This window comes from Micromonospora cynarisoli (genome assembly GCF_030518815.1).
GTDB classification, from domain to species: domain Bacteria; phylum Actinomycetota; class Actinomycetes; order Mycobacteriales; family Micromonosporaceae; genus Micromonospora; species Micromonospora wenchangensis.
The window spans coordinates 7,477,032-7,493,999 of the sequence record NZ_CP130426.1 but is presented as its reverse complement, the minus strand read 5'-3'; the positions used below and the strand labels follow the sequence as shown (position 1 = coordinate 7,493,999).

Sequence of the window (16,968 nt, the reverse complement as noted above, 5' to 3'; positions counted from 1 at the left end):
CATGAGCCATTCCACGAACGGTGAGGCCAGGACCGGTTTGCCGTGCTGCCCGGGTTGGGTCGGCTCCGGCGCGGGACTCCGCGCGTTGTCAGCGGCAATTGCCGGGCGTTCCCCTGCACGCTGTTGCGGGTGTTGGTTCCGGGGCTAGCGGTCACCAACGTTGTCTTGGCGAGGCTTGGCGCGTATGTGCATGCGCTCGCCTTGGCGGCCGAGGATGCTGAGGATCTCGACGGGCTGCCCACCGGTGCTGCCGAACCAGTGCGGCAGTCGGGTGTCGAACTCGGCGGCCTCGCCGGGGTCGAGCATGAGGTCGTGGTCCCCGAGGACGAGGCGTAGTCGTCCGGAAAGCACATAGAGCCACTCGTAGCCCTCGTGGGCACGCGGGTCCGGCTCGGTCTGAGTCGCGGGGATGATCACTTTCCAGGCCTGAAGGGCGCCGGGTTGGCGGGTCAGCGGGAGTACGGTGCGGCCGTTGACCCGGCGCGGGGTGAACCGTACCCGGGGGTCGCCGACCTCGGGCGCGCCGACGAGTTCGTCCAACGGCACGCGGTGCGCCTGAGCGATCGGAAGTAGCAGTTCAAGGCTGGGACGGCGCTGCCCGGCCTCCAGCCGGGACAGGGTGCTCTTGGAGATGCCGGTCGCCTCGGCGAGGCCAGCCAGCGTGACCCCACGTTGGGTGCGCAGGCGTTTGAGCCGGGGGCCGACCTCGGCCAGGGCAGCGGCGATCGCGGGCGGGTGTTCCATGTACCCATCTCAGCGCGCTGTCCCGGAAATGGCAACAAGAGTTGTCATGCCTGCTGTGCCGGGCGCAGCCTGGGCCACGACCGACCACGACGTCGTCATGGTGGGCACCACCCGACTCGAGCATCCGAGGGGGGCCGCCCTGGTACTCGACTCCAGAAAGAGGCCGTACCGTTGAGTTCAGCATCCCCTCCCGGCACCAAGCCTGAGCGGAGATCGCCGACGCGCCGTCCAGCGCTGGCCTGGACCCTGACCGCGCTGTCGCTGTCCACACTCCTGCCCTCGCTGAGCACCAGCATCGCCAACGTCGGCCTGCCAAGCATTGCCGTGGCTGTCGGCGCCTCGTTCAACGAGGTCCAGTGGGTCGTGATCGCCTACCTTCTGGCCATCACGACACTGATCGTCGGTGCCGGCCGGCTCGGCGACATCGCCGGCCGACGTCGTCTCCTTCTGAGCGGCATCGCCGTGTTCACTCTCGCGACCCTGCTGTGCGGGCTGGCCACGAACCTTCCCCTCCTGGCCGCCGCCCGGGCGGTCCAAGGAGCCGGAGCCGCCTGCATGATGGCGTTGAGCATGGCCTTCGTCAGCGAAACCGTGCCCAAGGATCGCATCGGCAGCGTGATGGGTCTGCTCGGGACGATGTCCGCGGTCGGCACCACACTGGGACCCTCCCTCGGAGGACTTCTGATCGCCGGCTTCGGCTGGCGCGCGATCTTCCTCGTCGGCGTGCCACTCGGCCTTCTCGCGCTCGCGCTCACCATCCGGGCCCTACCCGCCTCCGCACCCGCGACAGGCCCCGCACCACACCGTTTCGACTCGCTGGGAACTGTCCTGCTGGCCATCACCCTGGCGGCATACGCGCTGGCCATGACGATCGACGGCAAGCCGTTCGGCCCGCTTGCCATCGCACTGCTCGTCGCTGCGGTGGCGGGCCTTGGCCTATTCGTCATTACCGAGAGCCGGGTCGCGTCCCCCCTGCTGACCTTATCGATGCTCCGCGACCCGGTCCTCGCCACCGGTCTGATGACCAGCGCACTGGTCTCGACCGTCATGATGACGACTCTCGTCGTGGGTCCTTTCCACCTGGCCCGGTCACTGGACCTCAATCCGACCTATGTCGGTCTGGTGATGTCAGCAGGCCCCGCCGTGGCTGCCCTCACCGGCGTCCCCGCAGGCCGCGCCACCGATCGTTTCGGGAGCCAGGCCCTGGTGATCATCGGGCTCGGCGGCGTCATCGGCGGCTCAGTGGTGCTGTCCCTGATGCCCACAGCCACCGGAGTCGCCGGATACATCCTGCCCCTGGTCGCGGTGAGTGCCAGCTACGCGACGTTCCAGGCGGCCAACAACACCGCAGTCATGAAGGACATCGCCCCACACCAGCGCGGTCTGGTGTCGGGCATGCTGAACCTGTCCCGGAACCTGGGCCTCATCACCGGCGCGTCCGTGATGGGAGCGGTCTTCACCCTCGCCGCCGGAACCAGCGACATCACCACAGCAGCCCCGGAACACGTCGCTCGCGGAACTCACCGGACCTTCGCCGCCACCGCTCTCCTCGTGGCCGCCGGCCTCGCCGCGGTCCTGGTACTGCGACTGCGTTCGCGGCTCTCATCCGGCCGCAGCACCATGCCGAGCTTCCCCCTGCACGATCAGTGATCCTCAACCACACGCTCATCGGCCAGATCCGGACACCTCCGCGACCGCTATCATGATCATCCTTACGCGCAGTAACTCGGTTCCACCAACTGGCATCGCAGCAGAAACCGAGACTTGATCCGCAGGAGCCACCCCCGCCTTCATGGAGCTTCGTACCTTCCCCGGGTTCGCGGGTTCCGCCCCGGTACGTCGACCCGGCTCCGTTCACCGGACAGATCTCTCCTGTAGATGCCGCACGAAACGGCTCAGGTCCGGCGGTCATGAGGTGGACCAGGCGGTGGCGGTGCCCCGGAACCGTAGCGTCACCCGCCGGGCTTCACGGCGAGCCGTCGGAGGTGTAGTCAGCGGAGTTCGTAGGTCACGCTGTTCAGGTCCTCGTCAATCGTGTCGTACGCGCTGGAGCACCGACGGTCGAGAACGACCCGTCCGCCGGTGCCCATGGGCTGTTGGCGGTGTAGACGACATTCGGAAAGAGCATCGTGGTCTGGCAGGTGAGCTTCGCACGGAACTGCCGGCCCGGCTCACCGGAGCACTGAACCCAGCCACTTCGCCTCTGGTTCAGCTGCTGCGGATCGATGCCCTTGACGCAGGTGGGCGCGGCTTGCGCCACTGTCGTTCCCGTCAGAGCGATGCGGCCAGCCAGGGAGTGCTGCGTCCCGAATCCGACGATCTGGCCCTCCGCTCCAGCGCATGTCCACCCGAGGTCAGGGACGAGGGTGGTATGCGCTCTCGTAGCAGGGGCCGTCGATTACGCAGCCCACGACTTTAACCCCGGCAATGATGAAGTTCGCGTTGTAATAGGTGTCCCAGTTCGCAGCGTTGCCGCACCCGTTGTGGTTCTCACGTGGGTCGGTGAGCCATGATCCGCCGGACTGGTAGAAGAGCCGCAGTTGCACGGTCACTCCATGCCCGTCGCAGGCCGTATCACGGACGCCGAGCTGGATGTTGGTCAGGCTGTAAGGGCTGCCCGACCAGTTCCAGTCGGCTCTCGCGCGGACCCCGGGACCCTCTCCGATCACGTCGGCTGAGGCCACACCGCTCAGCCCCATGATCGCCGCAAACGTCACAGCGACGACGACGGTTACCCGACGGACCCAGTTGATGCCGGGTCCTCGGCGTGTTCTCGGTCGCTGATTAGCGGTCGGTGCAGTCATTTGCATTGCCTCCTCTGCGGAAAGCGCGTCTCGACTTCACGGGCTACCAGTAGCCGGGGCCCGGTGGTCACCGAGTGCATGACAGGCGTCACTGTACGCGACGAAGGTTCGGTCTGTCGATCGATCCTCTGCGATCGTCAACACCGACTCGACGCTCCAGTGCAGATCGATCCGGGCAAGTGCGACCGGCTCCCTCATCGCCTACTCCGGAAGCACCTGCCCATCGCTGCCCAGCCCGCGGTGAGCCGCCCCCGGCCACACCAAGCACAACACCGGCGACTCGCCGGCGATCACGCAGGGCTTGCATCAGTTCGGTGTGCACGGCGGCGGCGCTGAAGCCGCCGTGGCGGCGGGCGGTTAGAGCGGCAGCCCCGACAGCCCGCGCGCCGGACGCCCGAGCCTGCTGAGGACGGGCGTGGCCGGCACAGAGGACCGTGCCGGCCACGTCATCGGTGGTGGTTCAGCTTCCGTACGCCTCCAGTTCCCACAGGGAGTAGCCATAGCCGGTGCCCCGGGCGGTGCCGTAGATCCGCAGGTAGCGGCCGTTGGCGTTGAGCCCGGTGTGCTCGTCGACCCCGCCGTCGGCGCCGGTCACCGTCTTGACGGTGGTCCAGGTGGTGCCGTCGTTCGAGGTCTGGATCTGGTACGCGCTGCTGTAGGCCGCCTCCCAGCTCAGCTTGACCCGGCCGATCGCGGTGGCGTTGCCGAGGTCGACCCTGATCCACTGCGGGTCGGAGAAGGTGCTCGACCAGCGGGTGGTGAGGCTGCCGTCCACCGCCTGGGCACCGGTCACGTCGGCACCCTCGTTGCTGGACGTCGTCGCCGGCTTGTTCAGCAGCAGGTTGCCGCCGGTCGGGCCACCGGTGCCGCCGCCATACACCTCGAACTCGAACAGCGAGTAGCCCCAGGCGGTTCCCCGGCCGGTGCCGAGGAGCCGGACGTGGCGGCCGGAGCCGCTGAGCCCGGTCAGGTCGTCCACACCGCCGTCGCCGCCGGTCACCGTACGGATCGTGGTGAAGTTGACCCCGTCCGGTGACGTCTGGATCTGGTAACCACTGCCGTACGCCGCCTCCCAGGTCAGCTTGACCCGGTTGATGGAGTAGCTGGTGCCGAGGTCCACGTCGATCCACTGCGGATCACCGAACGCGCTGCCCCACCGGGTGCCGGCCTCGCCGTCGAACGCGTTGGCCGCGACGAACGCGCCCTCGAAGCTGGACGCCCGCGCCGGCTTGCCCCGGGCCAGGTTGGCGCCCGTTCCGGGGTCCGGGTCCGGCCCCGGCCCGCCCGGGCTGGTGGAGAGGGTGAACTCGTCGATGTCGAAGTACGGTCCGGTGCCCTTGAAGACCAGGAACAGCGTGCGGGTGCCGGTCGGGGCGGTGACCCCGCCGGTGACCGTGGCGAAGTTCGCGTACCCGCCGGTCGGCGTCACCGTGGCCGAGCCGACCAGCGGCCCGGTGGGTGAGTCGACCCGCAGTTCCAGGGTGCCGCCCCCGCCGGCGGGGGCACCGACCCGGGCGCTGAACGACTGGATACCGGCCAGGTTGTACGGACGGAACGAGATCCAGTCGTTGTTGTCGACGTAGCCGACGGCGGCGCCACCGTGCCCGGCCGCCCCGCTGACGATCTGGATGCCGGACGAGTCACCGAAGTGCTCGGCCTGGCGGACCCGGGGCTGCAGGACCGCCTGGGTGTGCGTGGTCAGCGCCGGCTGGCCACCGCCGCCCAGGTCGGTGTACTCGGCGTCGATGATGCCGAAGATGTTCGCCGCCGTGTCGTGCTCGCCGTCGGCCGAGGTCTGGATGACCCCGGTGCAACCCTGCACGCTGCCGAGCTGATGGCCGTGCGAGTCGTGGCCGAGGACGTAGTTCACCTTGACCCGGGCACAGTTGATCGTGCCGTCCTGGGCGTCGGTGACCGTGACGGAGAACGGGATCGCGTCCCCGAAATTGAAGGTCTGCCCGTTCAACGGGGTGTTCACGGTGACCACCGGGGCGCTGTTGCCGACGGTGACGACAACGCTCGCGGTAGCCGTCTTGCCGGTGGTGTCCCGGACCGTCAGCGTCGGGCTGCGGGTTCCGTTCGTGGTGTACGTGAAGCTCGGGTTCGCCGCGGTCGAGTCGGTGGTGCCGTTGTTGTCGAAGTCCCAGGCGTAGGTGAACGGGTCACCGTCCGGGTCGAGGGTGCCGGCCGAGGAGAAGGCGACGGTCAGCGGAGCCGTGCCACTGGTCGGAGTGGCGGACACCTTCGCGATGGGTGCTCTGCCCTCGCGGGCGTACTCGATGCGGTAGAGCGCCGAGTTGGCGTCGCCGTTGAACCAGCCGGTGCCGTAGTCGAGCACGTAGAGCGCGCCGTCCGGTCCGAACTCCATGTCCATGACCTGGGTACCGGTCCACGGGAACGGGTTGATCTTCAGTGGTTGGCCGGTCGAGTCGAGCTTGATGTTCTTGATCCAGCGGCGGCCGAACTCGCCGGCGAAGTAGGTGCCGTCGTAGTACTCGGGGAACGCCACGGGCGAGGTGTTGGTGCGGTCGTACCGGTAGACCGGGCCGCCCATCGGCGACAGGCCGCCGCCGGTGAACTCCGGCGGCGAACCGGAGCCGCCGTACGGCAGCCAGGCCGGGATGGCCGGGGGCAGCTGGGTGATGCCGGTGTTGTTCGGCGAGTTGTTGACCGGTCCGCCCGCGCAGTCGAACTTCGGCCCGGACGGCCCGGACGGGAAGGTGTAGTCGTTGTACGCGTCGTTGCGGGCCGTGCAGTACGGCCAGCCGTAGAAGCCGGGCCGGTCGATCCGGGCGAACTCCACGTTGCCCGCCGGCCCCCGGTTCGGGTCGGCGGTGCCCGCGTCGGGACCGTAGTCACCGAGGTAGACGATGCCGGTGGCCTTGTCCACACTCATCCGGAACGGGTTGCGGAAGCCCATCGCGTAGATCTCCGGACGGGTCCGGGCGGTGCCGGGGGCGAACATGTTTCCGGCCGGGATGGTGTACCCGCCAGCCGCGCTCGGCTTGATCCGCAGGACCTTGCCGCGCAGGTCGTTGCTGTTCGCCGAGGTGCGCTGCGCGTCGAACGCCGGGTTGCGGCCGGACCGCTCGTCGATCGGGGTGAAGCCGGCCGAGTCGAACGGGTTGGTGTCGTCGCCGGTGGACAGGTAGAGGTTGCCCGCGGCGTCGAAGTCCATGTCACCGCCGACGTGGCAGCACATGCCCCGGCTGGTCGGGACGTTCAGGATCAGCGTCTCGCTGGCCAGGTTGATGGTGTTGTCCGCGTTGACGGTGAACCGGGCCAGCCGGTTGACGCCGTCCCACACGGCGAAGTCGGCGGGGGTGCCGGTGGCGGGCGCGCCGCCGCCCGGTGTGCTCAGCGGAGGCGCGTAGTAGGCGTACACCCAACGGTTGGTGGCGAAGTTGGGGTCGGCCTTGATGCCCTGTAGGCCCTCCTCGTCACCGGTGTAGACCGGGATGGTGCCGGCGACCCTGGTGTTACCGGCGGCGTCGGTGTGCCGGATCACGCCGTTGCGGGAGGTGTGCAGCACGCCCCGGTCCGGCAGGACGGTGAGGCTCATCGGCTCACCGGTCTCGGCCGCGCCCTTGGCCAGCTCCACCTGCTGGAAACTGCTGGTGACGGTCGGTCCGCAGTCGGCGTCGACAGCGCCTGCCGCGGTCCGGATGCCGCCGAGCAGGTGCTGGCGGAAGTTCGCCTCGGAGTACGACGCGTCGGTGTGGCCCAGGCCCGTGTACCAGGCCCGGCCGCCGGAGTAGTTCTGGCACCAGGAGATCGGGTGGTCGGCCCCCATGCTGCCGCCGGTGTAGGTGGTCTCGTCCAGGGTGGCCAGGACGTGCGCGGTGCCCCGGGGGTTGGTCCGGTAGTTGTACAGCTCGTCGAACCGGCTCCACCGCTGCGGCAGCCCGGCGGTGGACGGGTGCACCTGGTCGGCCACCTTGACCGTGACGGTCTGCTCGGCCGGGTGCGAGGCGAAGTACGCCCCGACCAACCCGCCGTACCACGGCCAGTCGTACTCGGTGTCGGAGGCGGCGTGCACGCCCACGTACCCGCCGCCGCCGGTGATGTAGCGCTCGAACGCGGCCTGCTGGGTGGCGTTGAGCACGTCACCGGTGGTGGACAGCCAGATCACCGCGGCGAACCGGTCCAGGTTGGCGTCGGTGAACTGGGTGGCGTCCTCGGTGGCCTCGACGGTGAAGCCGTTGGCGGCACCGAGCTGCTGGATGGCCGCGATGCCGGGGGTGATGGAGCCGTGCCGGAATCCGGCGGTCTTGCTGAACACCAGCACGGTGAACGGTGCGGCGCTGGCGGTGGGTGGGGAGGCGACGATGCCGCTCGCCACGAGGATCGCGCTCAGTGCGACGCCGAGCCACGATCTCAGGGATCTGCGCACGGTGGGGGTCCTTTCGCGGTGCGGGGGTTGGCGTGCGCCGATCACGCCGGGCAGGGGAACGAGACATGCGAATGTATCGTTACGTTCGGATCACCGGCGCGTCAAGGACTTCACCATCATCCGAGAGAGCGCTATCTCCTCAGGTCAGGGGCGACTGCGCTCGCCAAGATCGGATAACGGTTCTCGGGCCGCGAACCGGCGGGTTAGGCAAGGCTGGCCTACCCGAACGTCCCGGAAAGGGCAGCGTCTCGAAGTGCGTGTAGCCACTCGTTGATGGCGGTGAGTGGATGGTGACTTCGTAGCGGACGGCCAGCCGTATCGGGTGGCCAAGCCCAGGTGGTGCTTGAGTCGGTTGATGCCGCACTCGACGGCGTGGCGCTGCCGGTAGACCTCAGGATCGAAGGCGGGTGGCCGGCCGCTTGCGGTGCCTCTGGCACGGCGATGCGCGTCCTGGTCGATCTTGCTGGGGATGCAGGCCTTGATTCCACAACGGCGCAGGTGGGCGCGGTTAGCGCGGGAGGTGTAGGCACGGTCGGCGATGACTCGGTCCGGTCGCACCCGGGGGCGGCCGGTGCCGAGTCGAGGTACACGGATACCAGGCAGCACCGCAGTGAACTGGGGGCTGTCACCGCGATGCCCGGCACTCAGCAGCATCGACAGCGGCTTGCCACCGTGCTCACACGCCTGGTGCAGCTTGGTGGTCCACCCGCCGCGGGAACGCCCGAGGGCGTGGTCGGTTGGCTCTGTCGCCACCCCGCCCGGCGGTTCGGCCTGCTGCTGCGGGCACCGACGTGCGCCGGCGGCGTGCTGGCGGGCCCGAGCGATGGTGGAGTCCACGCTGACATCCCGCGTCGGCACAGGTCTGCAATCCGGTCACGATCTGCTGCCAGACCCGGGTCGGTTGCGAGGATCTGGTTATCGTGGGCGTTGGCGGGTAGGCACCGGCCGTGAGCAGGCCAACCGACGACATCGGCACCCGGTCGGACACCAGCCGTGCCATCTCGTTCAGCGATGCCGTCTTCGCCATCATCATCACGCTGCTCGTGCTGGATCTGCGGGTGCCGGACGTACCGCCCGGTCGCCTGCTGTCCGGGCTGCTGCAGCAGTGGCCGGGTTACCTCGCCTATCTCGCCTCGTACACCTACGTGGCCATCGTCTGGCTGAACCACAAGGCCGCGTTCAATCGGATCAAGGAGAGTGACCGGGGCCTGCACTGGGTGAACCTCCTGGTCCTGTTCACCACCGCGCTGCTGCCGTTCCCGACCGCCGCCGTCTCCGAGGCGCTTCAGGAGCACGACCAGCACGACCAACGCGTAGCCGTCGCCTTCTACGCACTGATCGGCGCGCTGCTCTGCGCGAGTTGGTTGGCGTTCTTCTATTACTTGGCCCGGCGCGAAGACCTGCTTCAGAAGGAGGGGAGTGAGCGGCACTTTTCCGCCGAGCGGGTGCGGGCACTCGTCGGGGTCATCCTCTATGCCGCCGCAGGGTTCGTCGGGTACCTGGTCGCACCGCTCGCCGGCCTGGTGATCTTCGTCGTGCTGCCGGTGTTCTACGCCGTCACCAGCGCCGGCCTGTACCAGCTGCCTCTTATCCGCCGGACCGCGCATCGCAACCCGGAATCGGGGAGCTGACGGTCAGGCAACCGGCTCGAAGACGGCCCGGAAGCTGACCAACCAGCAAACAGGTAGATAATCATGTCCAGGCAACTCGCTCGACCCGACACTCATGTCGCGCAGCCACCGCAGCAGCGTCGTCCCCAGCGACACGCCCACCGGCTCTCCCGTCCCCGCCGGTGACAACCTCGAGCTGAGCGCAGCCGCAGCCCTCCGGCAGCCAGCACCAGCGCCCGTCATGGCGGCCGTGGTCGTCGTCGCGCTCTACAGCACCGTGCAGCTCACCGCAATCGTCGCCCACCCATACCTCGACGGCCCGATCTTCAAGCTGATCAGCGCGGCCTTCGGTGTCCTCACGCCGCTGTCCGGTGAGAAAGCACCGTTCAGGGGCGGTCGTGCAGGAACCAGGCGTCACTGCGGGTGAGAGCGATCGCGAGCTGCCACTGTTGGCACTGCAGGCTGCCGCCGACAGCCATCAACTGGCCGGCGAGTTCCCATGCCTGCGGACCGGATGGCGGCTGGCGTTGCGCGGTGAACTGCCGCATGGTGCCCCAGGCGGCGATGAGGGCGGCGCCCCACCGCTGCTCCCACTGCCGCATCGCCGCCGCCCACGCCGCAACGCCGTTCCCGGAGGGCGTCCCGTGGTACTGCAGCCAGGCGGGAGCCAGCCACTGCGACGTCGTCGGCAGAAGCACCAACTGCACCCCGGAGAACGTGTGCCACTGCCGGGTACCGATCAGGTGCTCGTAGCCGTGGACCACCCGGGCAGCGAGGTGCGGATTGGCGAGAAGGATGTCGTAGGTCCACCGGGCCAGCGCCTTCGCGGTGGTCGGTAGCCCCAACTGCTCCATCGCCGGGGCGACCATCTCCTCACCCAGGAACGCCCACACGTAGCGCTCCACGTCCGCATGGTGCTGTGGCTCGTCGACGCGGTACCGCCCGAACACCGGCCACGGATCCACGGACTGCGCCGCCCGACGCAGCTCGGCGACTTCTGCGGCGGACGGGCCGTGGTGTAGCGGCGGCCCCATCCACATCCTGAGGACATGGGCTGTCCCGTCGCTCGGCCCAGGGTCTGGCTCGTGTCAAGCCCAGACTCGGCCCACCGGATGAAACAGCTGCCGAATGTCCTCCGACAGCTCGGAGTCCAGGTTCTCGAATGCGTCGGCGCTCATTGCCTCGCGCAGGGTCATCAGTACCGCGCGAGCACCTTCAACCGCCCGCTGGTCATCCAATCCTGCCCGCGTCCGCACCTCGTTCAGGAATTCCACACGATCGAGAGTTTCGGCGAACTCCACTTCCTTGTGCAGGTACCCTCGATACTCCTCGGGAAGTTGCGCGGCCAGATCGCGGGCCTCGCCGCCACTGATCCGTTCCGCCAGCGTCGTTAGCGTGGCTCGGATGACGTTCGCCGCCTCCGTCGATGGCAGTCCCGCCTGCCTCCGCACCGATTCGAGAAACTCGGCGACGTTCACGGCTTCTCCTTCCCGACTAATTGGGGCATATCGCAGATGTCCGCGACCGGCATCGTTCTCGACTCTGCCTTCCCAGGTACCTGCGGGCGCGCTTCCCGCGCCACCGCGCGCCGGCGGCCTCACATACGTCCCAGGACTCCGTGAGGTGACGAGGCTACGAGCCACTTACCGGAGGAACATCTTGCGAAACGGCCGCCAACCAGAGCCGGTACCGGTCATGGCCCGCGGGGCACCGGCCGGGCCAGGGCCCGGAGGTCCTCCGGCAGTTGCGCCATCGCATCCTCGAACTCGCCGTGCCCGACCACGCGGTGCAAGGTCTGCAGTACGGCCCGCACGCCGCGCTCGGCGACGCCGCGCTCCACCCCCGCGCGGTCCGACACCCGCCGCAGAAACTCGTCGTAACCGAAAACTTCCGGTTCGTCCGTGCCCTTGAGCATGAACTGGCGTAGCTCGTACGCCACGCGGTCGGCCAGGTCCGCCGCCTCCCCGCCGCTGATCCGCTCCGTGAGGGTACGCAGGGTGGCCACGGTCAGGGATTGCGCCGTGTCCGGCGAAACGCCCGCCCGTGCCGCCACCTTGTCGAAGAACTTCAGCTCAACCATGCCCCCGCCCTTCCCGTCCCGGACAGGCCTGGCTACCCTCAGCTACCCGGCACAAACGAGCGATGGCCCAAGTCACTCACGCGCGACCTGGGCAGGCCACCCTTGCTGAGGGCCAGCCGGCACTTGCGGCACGCGCACGGCACGGCCGGGCGCCATGGCAGGAGCATCCAGGCGGGTGGCTCCAGAAGATCCGCCCAGTCGTGTCCGCTCAGCAGGTGGTGTTGCCCAGCGGGACCCAGCCATCCAGCGACGGGTCCTCGGCGCCGTGGCCGTAGACCCAGTTGTCGTTGTCCTCGCCCCAGCCCGCGTGCGCGCGGAACCCGCGACCGGCGGTCAGGGTACGCAGGACGTAGCCGTGCGGTGCAGCCCGCAGCCAGGTGTTCTGCGTCAGGTTGCAGACGAAGCCGGGCGCGTCGCTGGCATGGGCCGGCGCGGCCACCACGGCCGCGCCGGTGAGGCTGACAGCCGCGATCGTCAGTACGGACAGAAGTCGGCGTTTCACGGGGGTCCCTTCGGAGTGCGTTCCATCCATTGTGGCCAAAACCCGCACCGGCCGGAACAGCAACCCCTCCCCGGTGAACCCGGTGTGCCTGAGTCGTCGTACCACGAGGCGCGGGAACTGGCCACGCGTGATGGTGCATCTCTCTGAACAGCATCTCCGGGGGTGGCGTTCCAGCGGTAGGTCCACTGCCGCCACAGGTCGAGTGTCAGTCGGCGGGTGTCGCGCCGGACGACCAGGCCGAAGAGTCACAGCACCAGGTAGGTCGCGCCACCGCCGACCAGGTAGGCGACGGCACCGGCAACGAAGCAGGACGGCAGCGGGCCGGCGACAGTCACTGAGCCGACCCTTGCCGGTCACCTTGACCACGCGACGAGCGATACACTCGCCGGCGGCAGGGAACCGCGCCGGCCCCCGCCGTCCGCCTTCCCCGCGACGGCGCAGGAGCGCCGACCGGGTGGCCGTCCGTGACCGGCCCGGCAGGCGGAGGCCTCCATGTCGTCGTCCCAGCGTCCATCGACGTCGGCCCGAACCGGCCGGCCGCACCGCGCGTCCCGTCGCAGTCTGGCGGTCGGTCTGGTCGCCGCCCTGCTGGCCGGTTTCGCCGTGGCGATCGGCGGTGGCGCGCCGGCACACGCCGTCGACCCCAACGGCCTGTCGCCCTTCGTCAGCTACAACATGCAGGGCAGCGACAACGGCAACCGGTGGAGCCACCAGGTCGCTGACATGGCGGCCCGCTTCCCGGTGGTCATGATCCAGGAGGCCGGACCGAGCCTCCCCATTCCCTTCAACGGGGAAGTGGAGGACATACCGATCCGACGGCCGAGCGTGCCCCGCGGCGTCCAGTACGTGCAGCACTCCCAGTGGGCCCCGCAGGGCTCCACTCGCGGCCCCCGGCACCACGTCTACTTCTTCCAGACCGACCCCCAGTGGATCGAGAGCACCAACGAGATGCTCTGGGAGGGTGGCCGGGTCAACCTCGTCACGATCACCGACCAGCCCGCCGACGACGTGATGGTCGTCGAGAACCCCCGCTTCCGGGCGGACCCCGTCACGGGCGACCCGGACGCCTACCGCTTCCGGCCGCTGCTGGGGCTCCGGTTCGGCACCGTCTGGTACTTCAACGTCCACGCGCGCGGCAGCGACGTGCAGGACCTGCTGGCCCGGGCACGGGCCCGAATGGGGCCCGGGCAGACTTACGTGATCGCCGGTGACTACAACGTCAACATCATCAACCGCACCACCGCGGAGGCGGAGGACCAGAGCCTGCACCTCGAGCCGAACGAGAATCTCTTCCGCACCGGACAGTGGACCCACGTCGACTCCCGCACGGGTAGCCGGACCGAACTCGACTACGCGATCAGCAACGTTCCCGGCCTGCGTCTCGTCGCCTGGTCGCCCGACACACCACGGTCGGACCACCGCCCGGTCTTCTACAACACGGTACGCACCCCGCCGGCGCCGGTTCGGCCGATCCACGTCAACCCGGTGTTGATCCGCAGCGATCACGGCGAGTTCCTGGATCAGACCGCCAACGGCACCTTCGTCGCCTACCGGCGGCAGAACAACGAGAACCAGGTGTTCGAGCACCTGCTCGCCGAGGACTTCTGGAACGTCCTGCGCAACCGCCGCACGAAACAGTGCGTGGGCATGGAGAAGCCGCTGGAGGACCGGACACTGAACCCGGTGCTGCCGGTGGACTGCGACGAACCGGGGGCCCGGTGGGCGATCGAGGACCCGCCGGCGGAGGGCGGCCCGGCCATGTGGCGCAACGTCTCGTACCCGGACGCCTGCCTGAGCATGCCCGAACTCGAGGGCCAGCGGATGGTCACCGAGTACTGCGACCCGGACAAGAGGCCGCAGCGGATCTGGGAGGTCGCCGCCCGCATCCCCGAGAGCCAGTGGGAGACGACGGTCACCAACCAGACGATCCAGTCCGTCGCCTCCGGCAGCTACCTCGACGTCTTCCGGGGGTTGTCGGGGGACGACGCTCCCGTGATCACCTATCCGCCCCGGGACGTCAGCAACCAGCGTTGGCGGCTCGAGACCGTGGACCCGGCGGACAACCTCGTCCGGCTGCGGCCCGAGCACGCCACCCAGGACTGCCTGGACGTCTACCAGAGCGACGACGACGCGCAGCCCAAGCAGGCGGTGGTCTACCGCTGCGACGACCCGGGGTCCACCAACGACGGCGAGGGGCACCGCTGGCGGGTGGAGTACGTCGCCGACTCGCAACCGGACGACTCGGACCTCCCGACCGAGGTGACGTTCCGCAACGAGGCCACCCACCTGTGCCTGGAGGCCTCGGACCGGGCCGAGGCCCCGGCCGTCGCCGCCGTCTGCGACGACAGCCACTCCCAACGTTGGCGCATCGGTCCGCGCAGCCCGGCCCCGGGCCCGGGGCCGACGAACCCGCCGGGCCCCGACCCGCTGCCGCGCCCCACCCGGCTGCCGCCACGCTCCAATCCCAGCACCGACCTCAGGTTGATGCCGCTGGGCGACTCCATCACCTACGGCGTCGGCGCGGCCGGGAACAACGGGTACCGGCGCGAACTGTTCGACTCCCTACAGTCGGTGACGACCTCGCTCGACTTCGTCGGCTCCATGCGCCAGGGCGACTTCGCCGACCCCGACCACGAGGGCCACCCCGGCTGGCGGATCGACCAGATCGACAAGCTGGCGACGAGCTGTTCGATCCCGTCCTACCGCCCGAACGTGGTGACCCTGCACCTCGGCACCAACGATATGCGCAGCCCCGAGCACGCCGAGGGGGCCCCGCAACGCCTGCGCGGCCTGATCGAGGACGTGTTCGATCAGGCCCCGGAGACCACCGTGCTGGTGGCGACCCTGATCCTGTCCAAGGATCCGGCCGTCAACGCGCGGGTGCAGAACTACAACCGGCAGATCCCGGGGATCGTGGCGGACCTGCGCGCGCGGGGCAGGTACGTGCGGACGGTCGACATGTCCGCCGTCACCGCGGCCGACATGACCGACAACCTCCACCCGAACGCCGCCGGGTTCGGCAAGATGGCCGCCGCGTGGCGGGCGGCGATCGGCGACGCGCTGCGCGAGCGCTGGATCGCCCCGCCGGCCACGGTGTCCGGCACCGCGAAGGCGTGTGCCACCGAGACGCCGTCGCCGGGCGATGGTGGCGACGACGGCTGGAACTGGGCCGGCGTGGTGGCCTCGGGCGTCGGAGCGAGCCGGGACCACATCCGGCTGGCCGACCTGGACGGTGACGGCCGCGACGACTACCTCGTCATCGACGCCGGAGGCCAGGTCTCGGGCTGGCTGAACGCTTCGGGACCGAACGGCTGGGGCTGGAAGTACGCCGGCGTCGTCGCCTCGGGAGTGGGCGCGACCCGCGACCAGGTGCGCTTCGCCGACCTCAACGGCGACCACAAGGCCGACTACCTGGTGGTCGACGACGCCGGGCGGGTCAGCGCGTGGATCAACGACTACCAGCCCGGCACCGGTTCCCGCTGGACGGGGGCGGGCGTCGTCGCCACCGGCGTCGGTGCCACCCGGGACCGGGTGCGGTTCGCCGACCTGGACGGCGACGGCCGCGACGACTACCTCGTGGTCGACGACCAGGGCACGGTCACGGCCTGGTTCAACAACCGGGGCGGCACGGGGTCGGCCTGGATCGGTCAGGGACAGGTCGCCGCCGCCGGAGCTACCCGGGACGGGCTGGTGCTCAAGGACCTCAACGCCGACGGCCGTGACGACTACCTCGTCATCGACGACAACGGTCGGATCAAGGCCTGGCTCAACGACTTCGCCACCCGAGTAGGCGGGTGGACGTACCAGGGTGAGATCGCCTCCGGTGTCGGGGTGGCCCGGTCCGGGGTCGCCGTGGCCGAGATCAACGGGGACGGCCGGGCCGATTACCTGACGATCCGGGAGAACGGCGTGATCACCGCCTGGTTCAACGACCGGTTCAGCGGCGTCGACCGGTGGGCCTGGCAGGGGACGGTCGCTCCCGGGGCCGGCGTGCCCGGAGCCCAGGTACGGTTCGCCGACCTGGACGGGGACGCCCGCGAGGACTACCTGGTGGTGAACGAGACCGGCCGGATCGCGGCGTGGCTGAACGCCGGTCGGGACGGCGACCAGAACTGGGGCTGGGTCTACCAGGGCATCGCGGCACCCGGGGTGGGGTCGACCGGTGACCGGGTGCGGCTGGCCGACATCAACGGTGACGGCCGCGTCGACTACCTGGTCGTGGACGATTCCAGCCGGGTCCGGGCCTGGCTCAACGGCGGGAAGGACGGCAACGGCCGGTGGGTGTGGAACTCCGTGGGCGAGATCGCGGCCGGGGTGGGCGTCGCCGGTTCGCAGGTACGGTTCGCCGACGTGGACGGTGACCGCAAGGCCGACTACCTGGTGGTCGATGCCGCGGGCCGGGTGCGGGCCTGGCACAACAACCGCGGCGGCTCCGGAGCACCCTGGGGCGATCTGGGCCAGATCGCCACCGGGGTGGGGGTCACGGATGCCGAGGTCCGCTTCGCCGACGTCAACGGTGACCGCCGCGCCGACTACCTGGCCGTCGACGAGGCGGGCCGGCTGCGGGCCTGGTTGAACGATCCCGCCGGCGGGTGGACCCTCGCGGGGGAGATCGCCACCGGTATCGGTGCCTCCGGCGACCAGGTCCGCCTGGCCGACCTGAACGGCGACCGCCGGGCCGACTACCTGATCGTCGGTGCCGACAGCGCGGTCCGGGCCTGGCTGCGCCGCTAGGTCAGGTGGGGCAGCCGCTGGCGATCAGGTTCGTGAGGTGGCGGGCCTGAAGGGGGCGCGGCCACCGCTCGACGACGGTGGTTGTCGAGCGATGACCGCGG

11 protein-coding genes and 1 pseudogene are annotated in these 16,968 nt (G+C 69.5%); 4 read left to right on the top strand and 8 right to left on the bottom strand.

The window, feature by feature from the left end; all coding sequences use genetic code 11:
• Positions 1–144 precede the first annotated feature (144 nt).
• Positions 145–744 carry a helix-turn-helix domain-containing protein gene (locus Q2K16_RS32850; protein ID WP_302742626.1) on the bottom strand — a complete coding sequence of 200 codons (600 nt, stop codon included), beginning with the start codon at positions 742–744 and terminating at the stop codon, positions 145–147.
• Between the two features lie 171 nt (positions 745–915).
• On the opposite strand from Q2K16_RS32850, the gene Q2K16_RS32845 reads away from it, so the two are divergent.
• Positions 916–2,394: an MFS transporter gene (locus Q2K16_RS32845; protein WP_302742625.1), complete on the top strand. Its 1,479-nt coding sequence runs from the start codon at positions 916–918 to the stop codon at positions 2,392–2,394.
• 704 nt (positions 2,395–3,098) lie between these two features.
• Here Q2K16_RS32845 and Q2K16_RS32840 read toward each other — a convergent pair.
• From Q2K16_RS32840 to Q2K16_RS32830, 3 genes and pseudogenes are all read right to left on the bottom strand, one after another.
• Positions 3,099–3,548, bottom strand: a complete 450-nt coding sequence (locus Q2K16_RS32840; protein WP_302742624.1) for a hypothetical protein — start codon at positions 3,546–3,548, stop codon at positions 3,099–3,101.
• Positions 3,549–4,008: 460 nt separating this feature from the next.
• On the bottom strand, positions 4,009–7,941 hold the full coding sequence (locus Q2K16_RS32835) for a ThuA domain-containing protein (protein WP_302742622.1): 3,933 nt from the start codon (positions 7,939–7,941) through the stop codon (positions 4,009–4,011).
• Positions 7,942–8,159: 218 nt separating this feature from the next.
• Positions 8,160–8,784: pseudogene (locus tag Q2K16_RS32830) on the bottom strand (IS5 family transposase); the annotation flags it as partial.
• 104 nt (positions 8,785–8,888) lie between these two features.
• On the opposite strand from Q2K16_RS32830, the gene Q2K16_RS32825 reads away from it, so the two are divergent.
• Together Q2K16_RS32825 and Q2K16_RS32820 are read left to right on the top strand one after the other, a co-directional pair.
• Positions 8,889–9,572: a TMEM175 family protein gene (locus tag Q2K16_RS32825; RefSeq protein WP_302742621.1), complete on the top strand. Its 684-nt coding sequence runs from the start codon at positions 8,889–8,891 to the stop codon at positions 9,570–9,572.
• Between the two features lie 94 nt (positions 9,573–9,666).
• Positions 9,667–9,978: a hypothetical protein gene (locus Q2K16_RS32820; protein WP_302742620.1), complete on the top strand. Its 312-nt coding sequence runs from the start codon at positions 9,667–9,669 to the stop codon at positions 9,976–9,978.
• On the opposite strand, the gene Q2K16_RS32815 is transcribed toward Q2K16_RS32820, so the two are convergent.
• The 4 genes from Q2K16_RS32815 to Q2K16_RS32800 all read right to left on the bottom strand — a co-directional run bounded on the left by Q2K16_RS32815 (position 9,938) and on the right by Q2K16_RS32800 (position 12,133).
• Complete coding sequence (locus Q2K16_RS32815; RefSeq protein ID WP_302742618.1) at positions 9,938–10,456, bottom strand: DUF4253 domain-containing protein; 519 nt, start codon at positions 10,454–10,456, stop codon at positions 9,938–9,940. The two genes, Q2K16_RS32820 and Q2K16_RS32815, sit on opposite strands and share 41 nt — an antisense overlap.
• 183 nt (positions 10,457–10,639) lie before the next feature.
• On the bottom strand, positions 10,640–11,029 hold the full coding sequence (locus Q2K16_RS32810) for a DUF2267 domain-containing protein (protein WP_302742616.1): 390 nt from the start codon (positions 11,027–11,029) through the stop codon (positions 10,640–10,642).
• Between the two features lie 215 nt (positions 11,030–11,244).
• Positions 11,245–11,631 (bottom strand): DUF2267 domain-containing protein, encoded by a 387-nt coding sequence (locus Q2K16_RS32805; RefSeq protein ID WP_302742615.1) that lies wholly within the window; start codon positions 11,629–11,631, stop codon positions 11,245–11,247.
• A 208-nt stretch (positions 11,632–11,839) separates the two neighbouring features.
• Positions 11,840–12,133 carry a hypothetical protein gene (locus Q2K16_RS32800; protein WP_302742614.1) on the bottom strand — a complete coding sequence of 98 codons (294 nt, stop codon included), beginning with the start codon at positions 12,131–12,133 and terminating at the stop codon, positions 11,840–11,842.
• A gap of 492 nt (positions 12,134–12,625) precedes the next feature.
• On the opposite strand from Q2K16_RS32800, the gene Q2K16_RS32795 reads away from it, so the two are divergent.
• Positions 12,626–16,867, top strand: a complete 4,242-nt coding sequence (locus tag Q2K16_RS32795) for an FG-GAP-like repeat-containing protein (protein ID WP_302742613.1) — start codon at positions 12,626–12,628, stop codon at positions 16,865–16,867.
• Positions 16,868–16,968 lie beyond the last annotated feature (101 nt).

Excerpts from the sequence above, each read along its gene's own strand:
- Q2K16_RS32850 (WP_302742626.1), bottom strand. The coding sequence starts at position 744 with ATGGAACACCCGCCCGCGATCGCCGCTGCCCTGGCCGAGGTCGGCCCC.
- Q2K16_RS32840 (WP_302742624.1), bottom strand. The coding sequence starts at position 3,548 with ATGACTGCACCGACCGCTAATCAGCGACCGAGAACACGCCGAGGACCC.
- Q2K16_RS32795 (WP_302742613.1), top strand. The coding sequence starts at position 12,626 with ATGTCGTCGTCCCAGCGTCCATCGACGTCGGCCCGAACCGGCCGGCCG.
- Q2K16_RS32805 (WP_302742615.1), bottom strand. The coding sequence starts at position 11,631 with ATGGTTGAGCTGAAGTTCTTCGACAAGGTGGCGGCACGGGCGGGCGTT.
- Q2K16_RS32820 (WP_302742620.1), top strand. The coding sequence starts at position 9,667 with ATGTCGCGCAGCCACCGCAGCAGCGTCGTCCCCAGCGACACGCCCACC.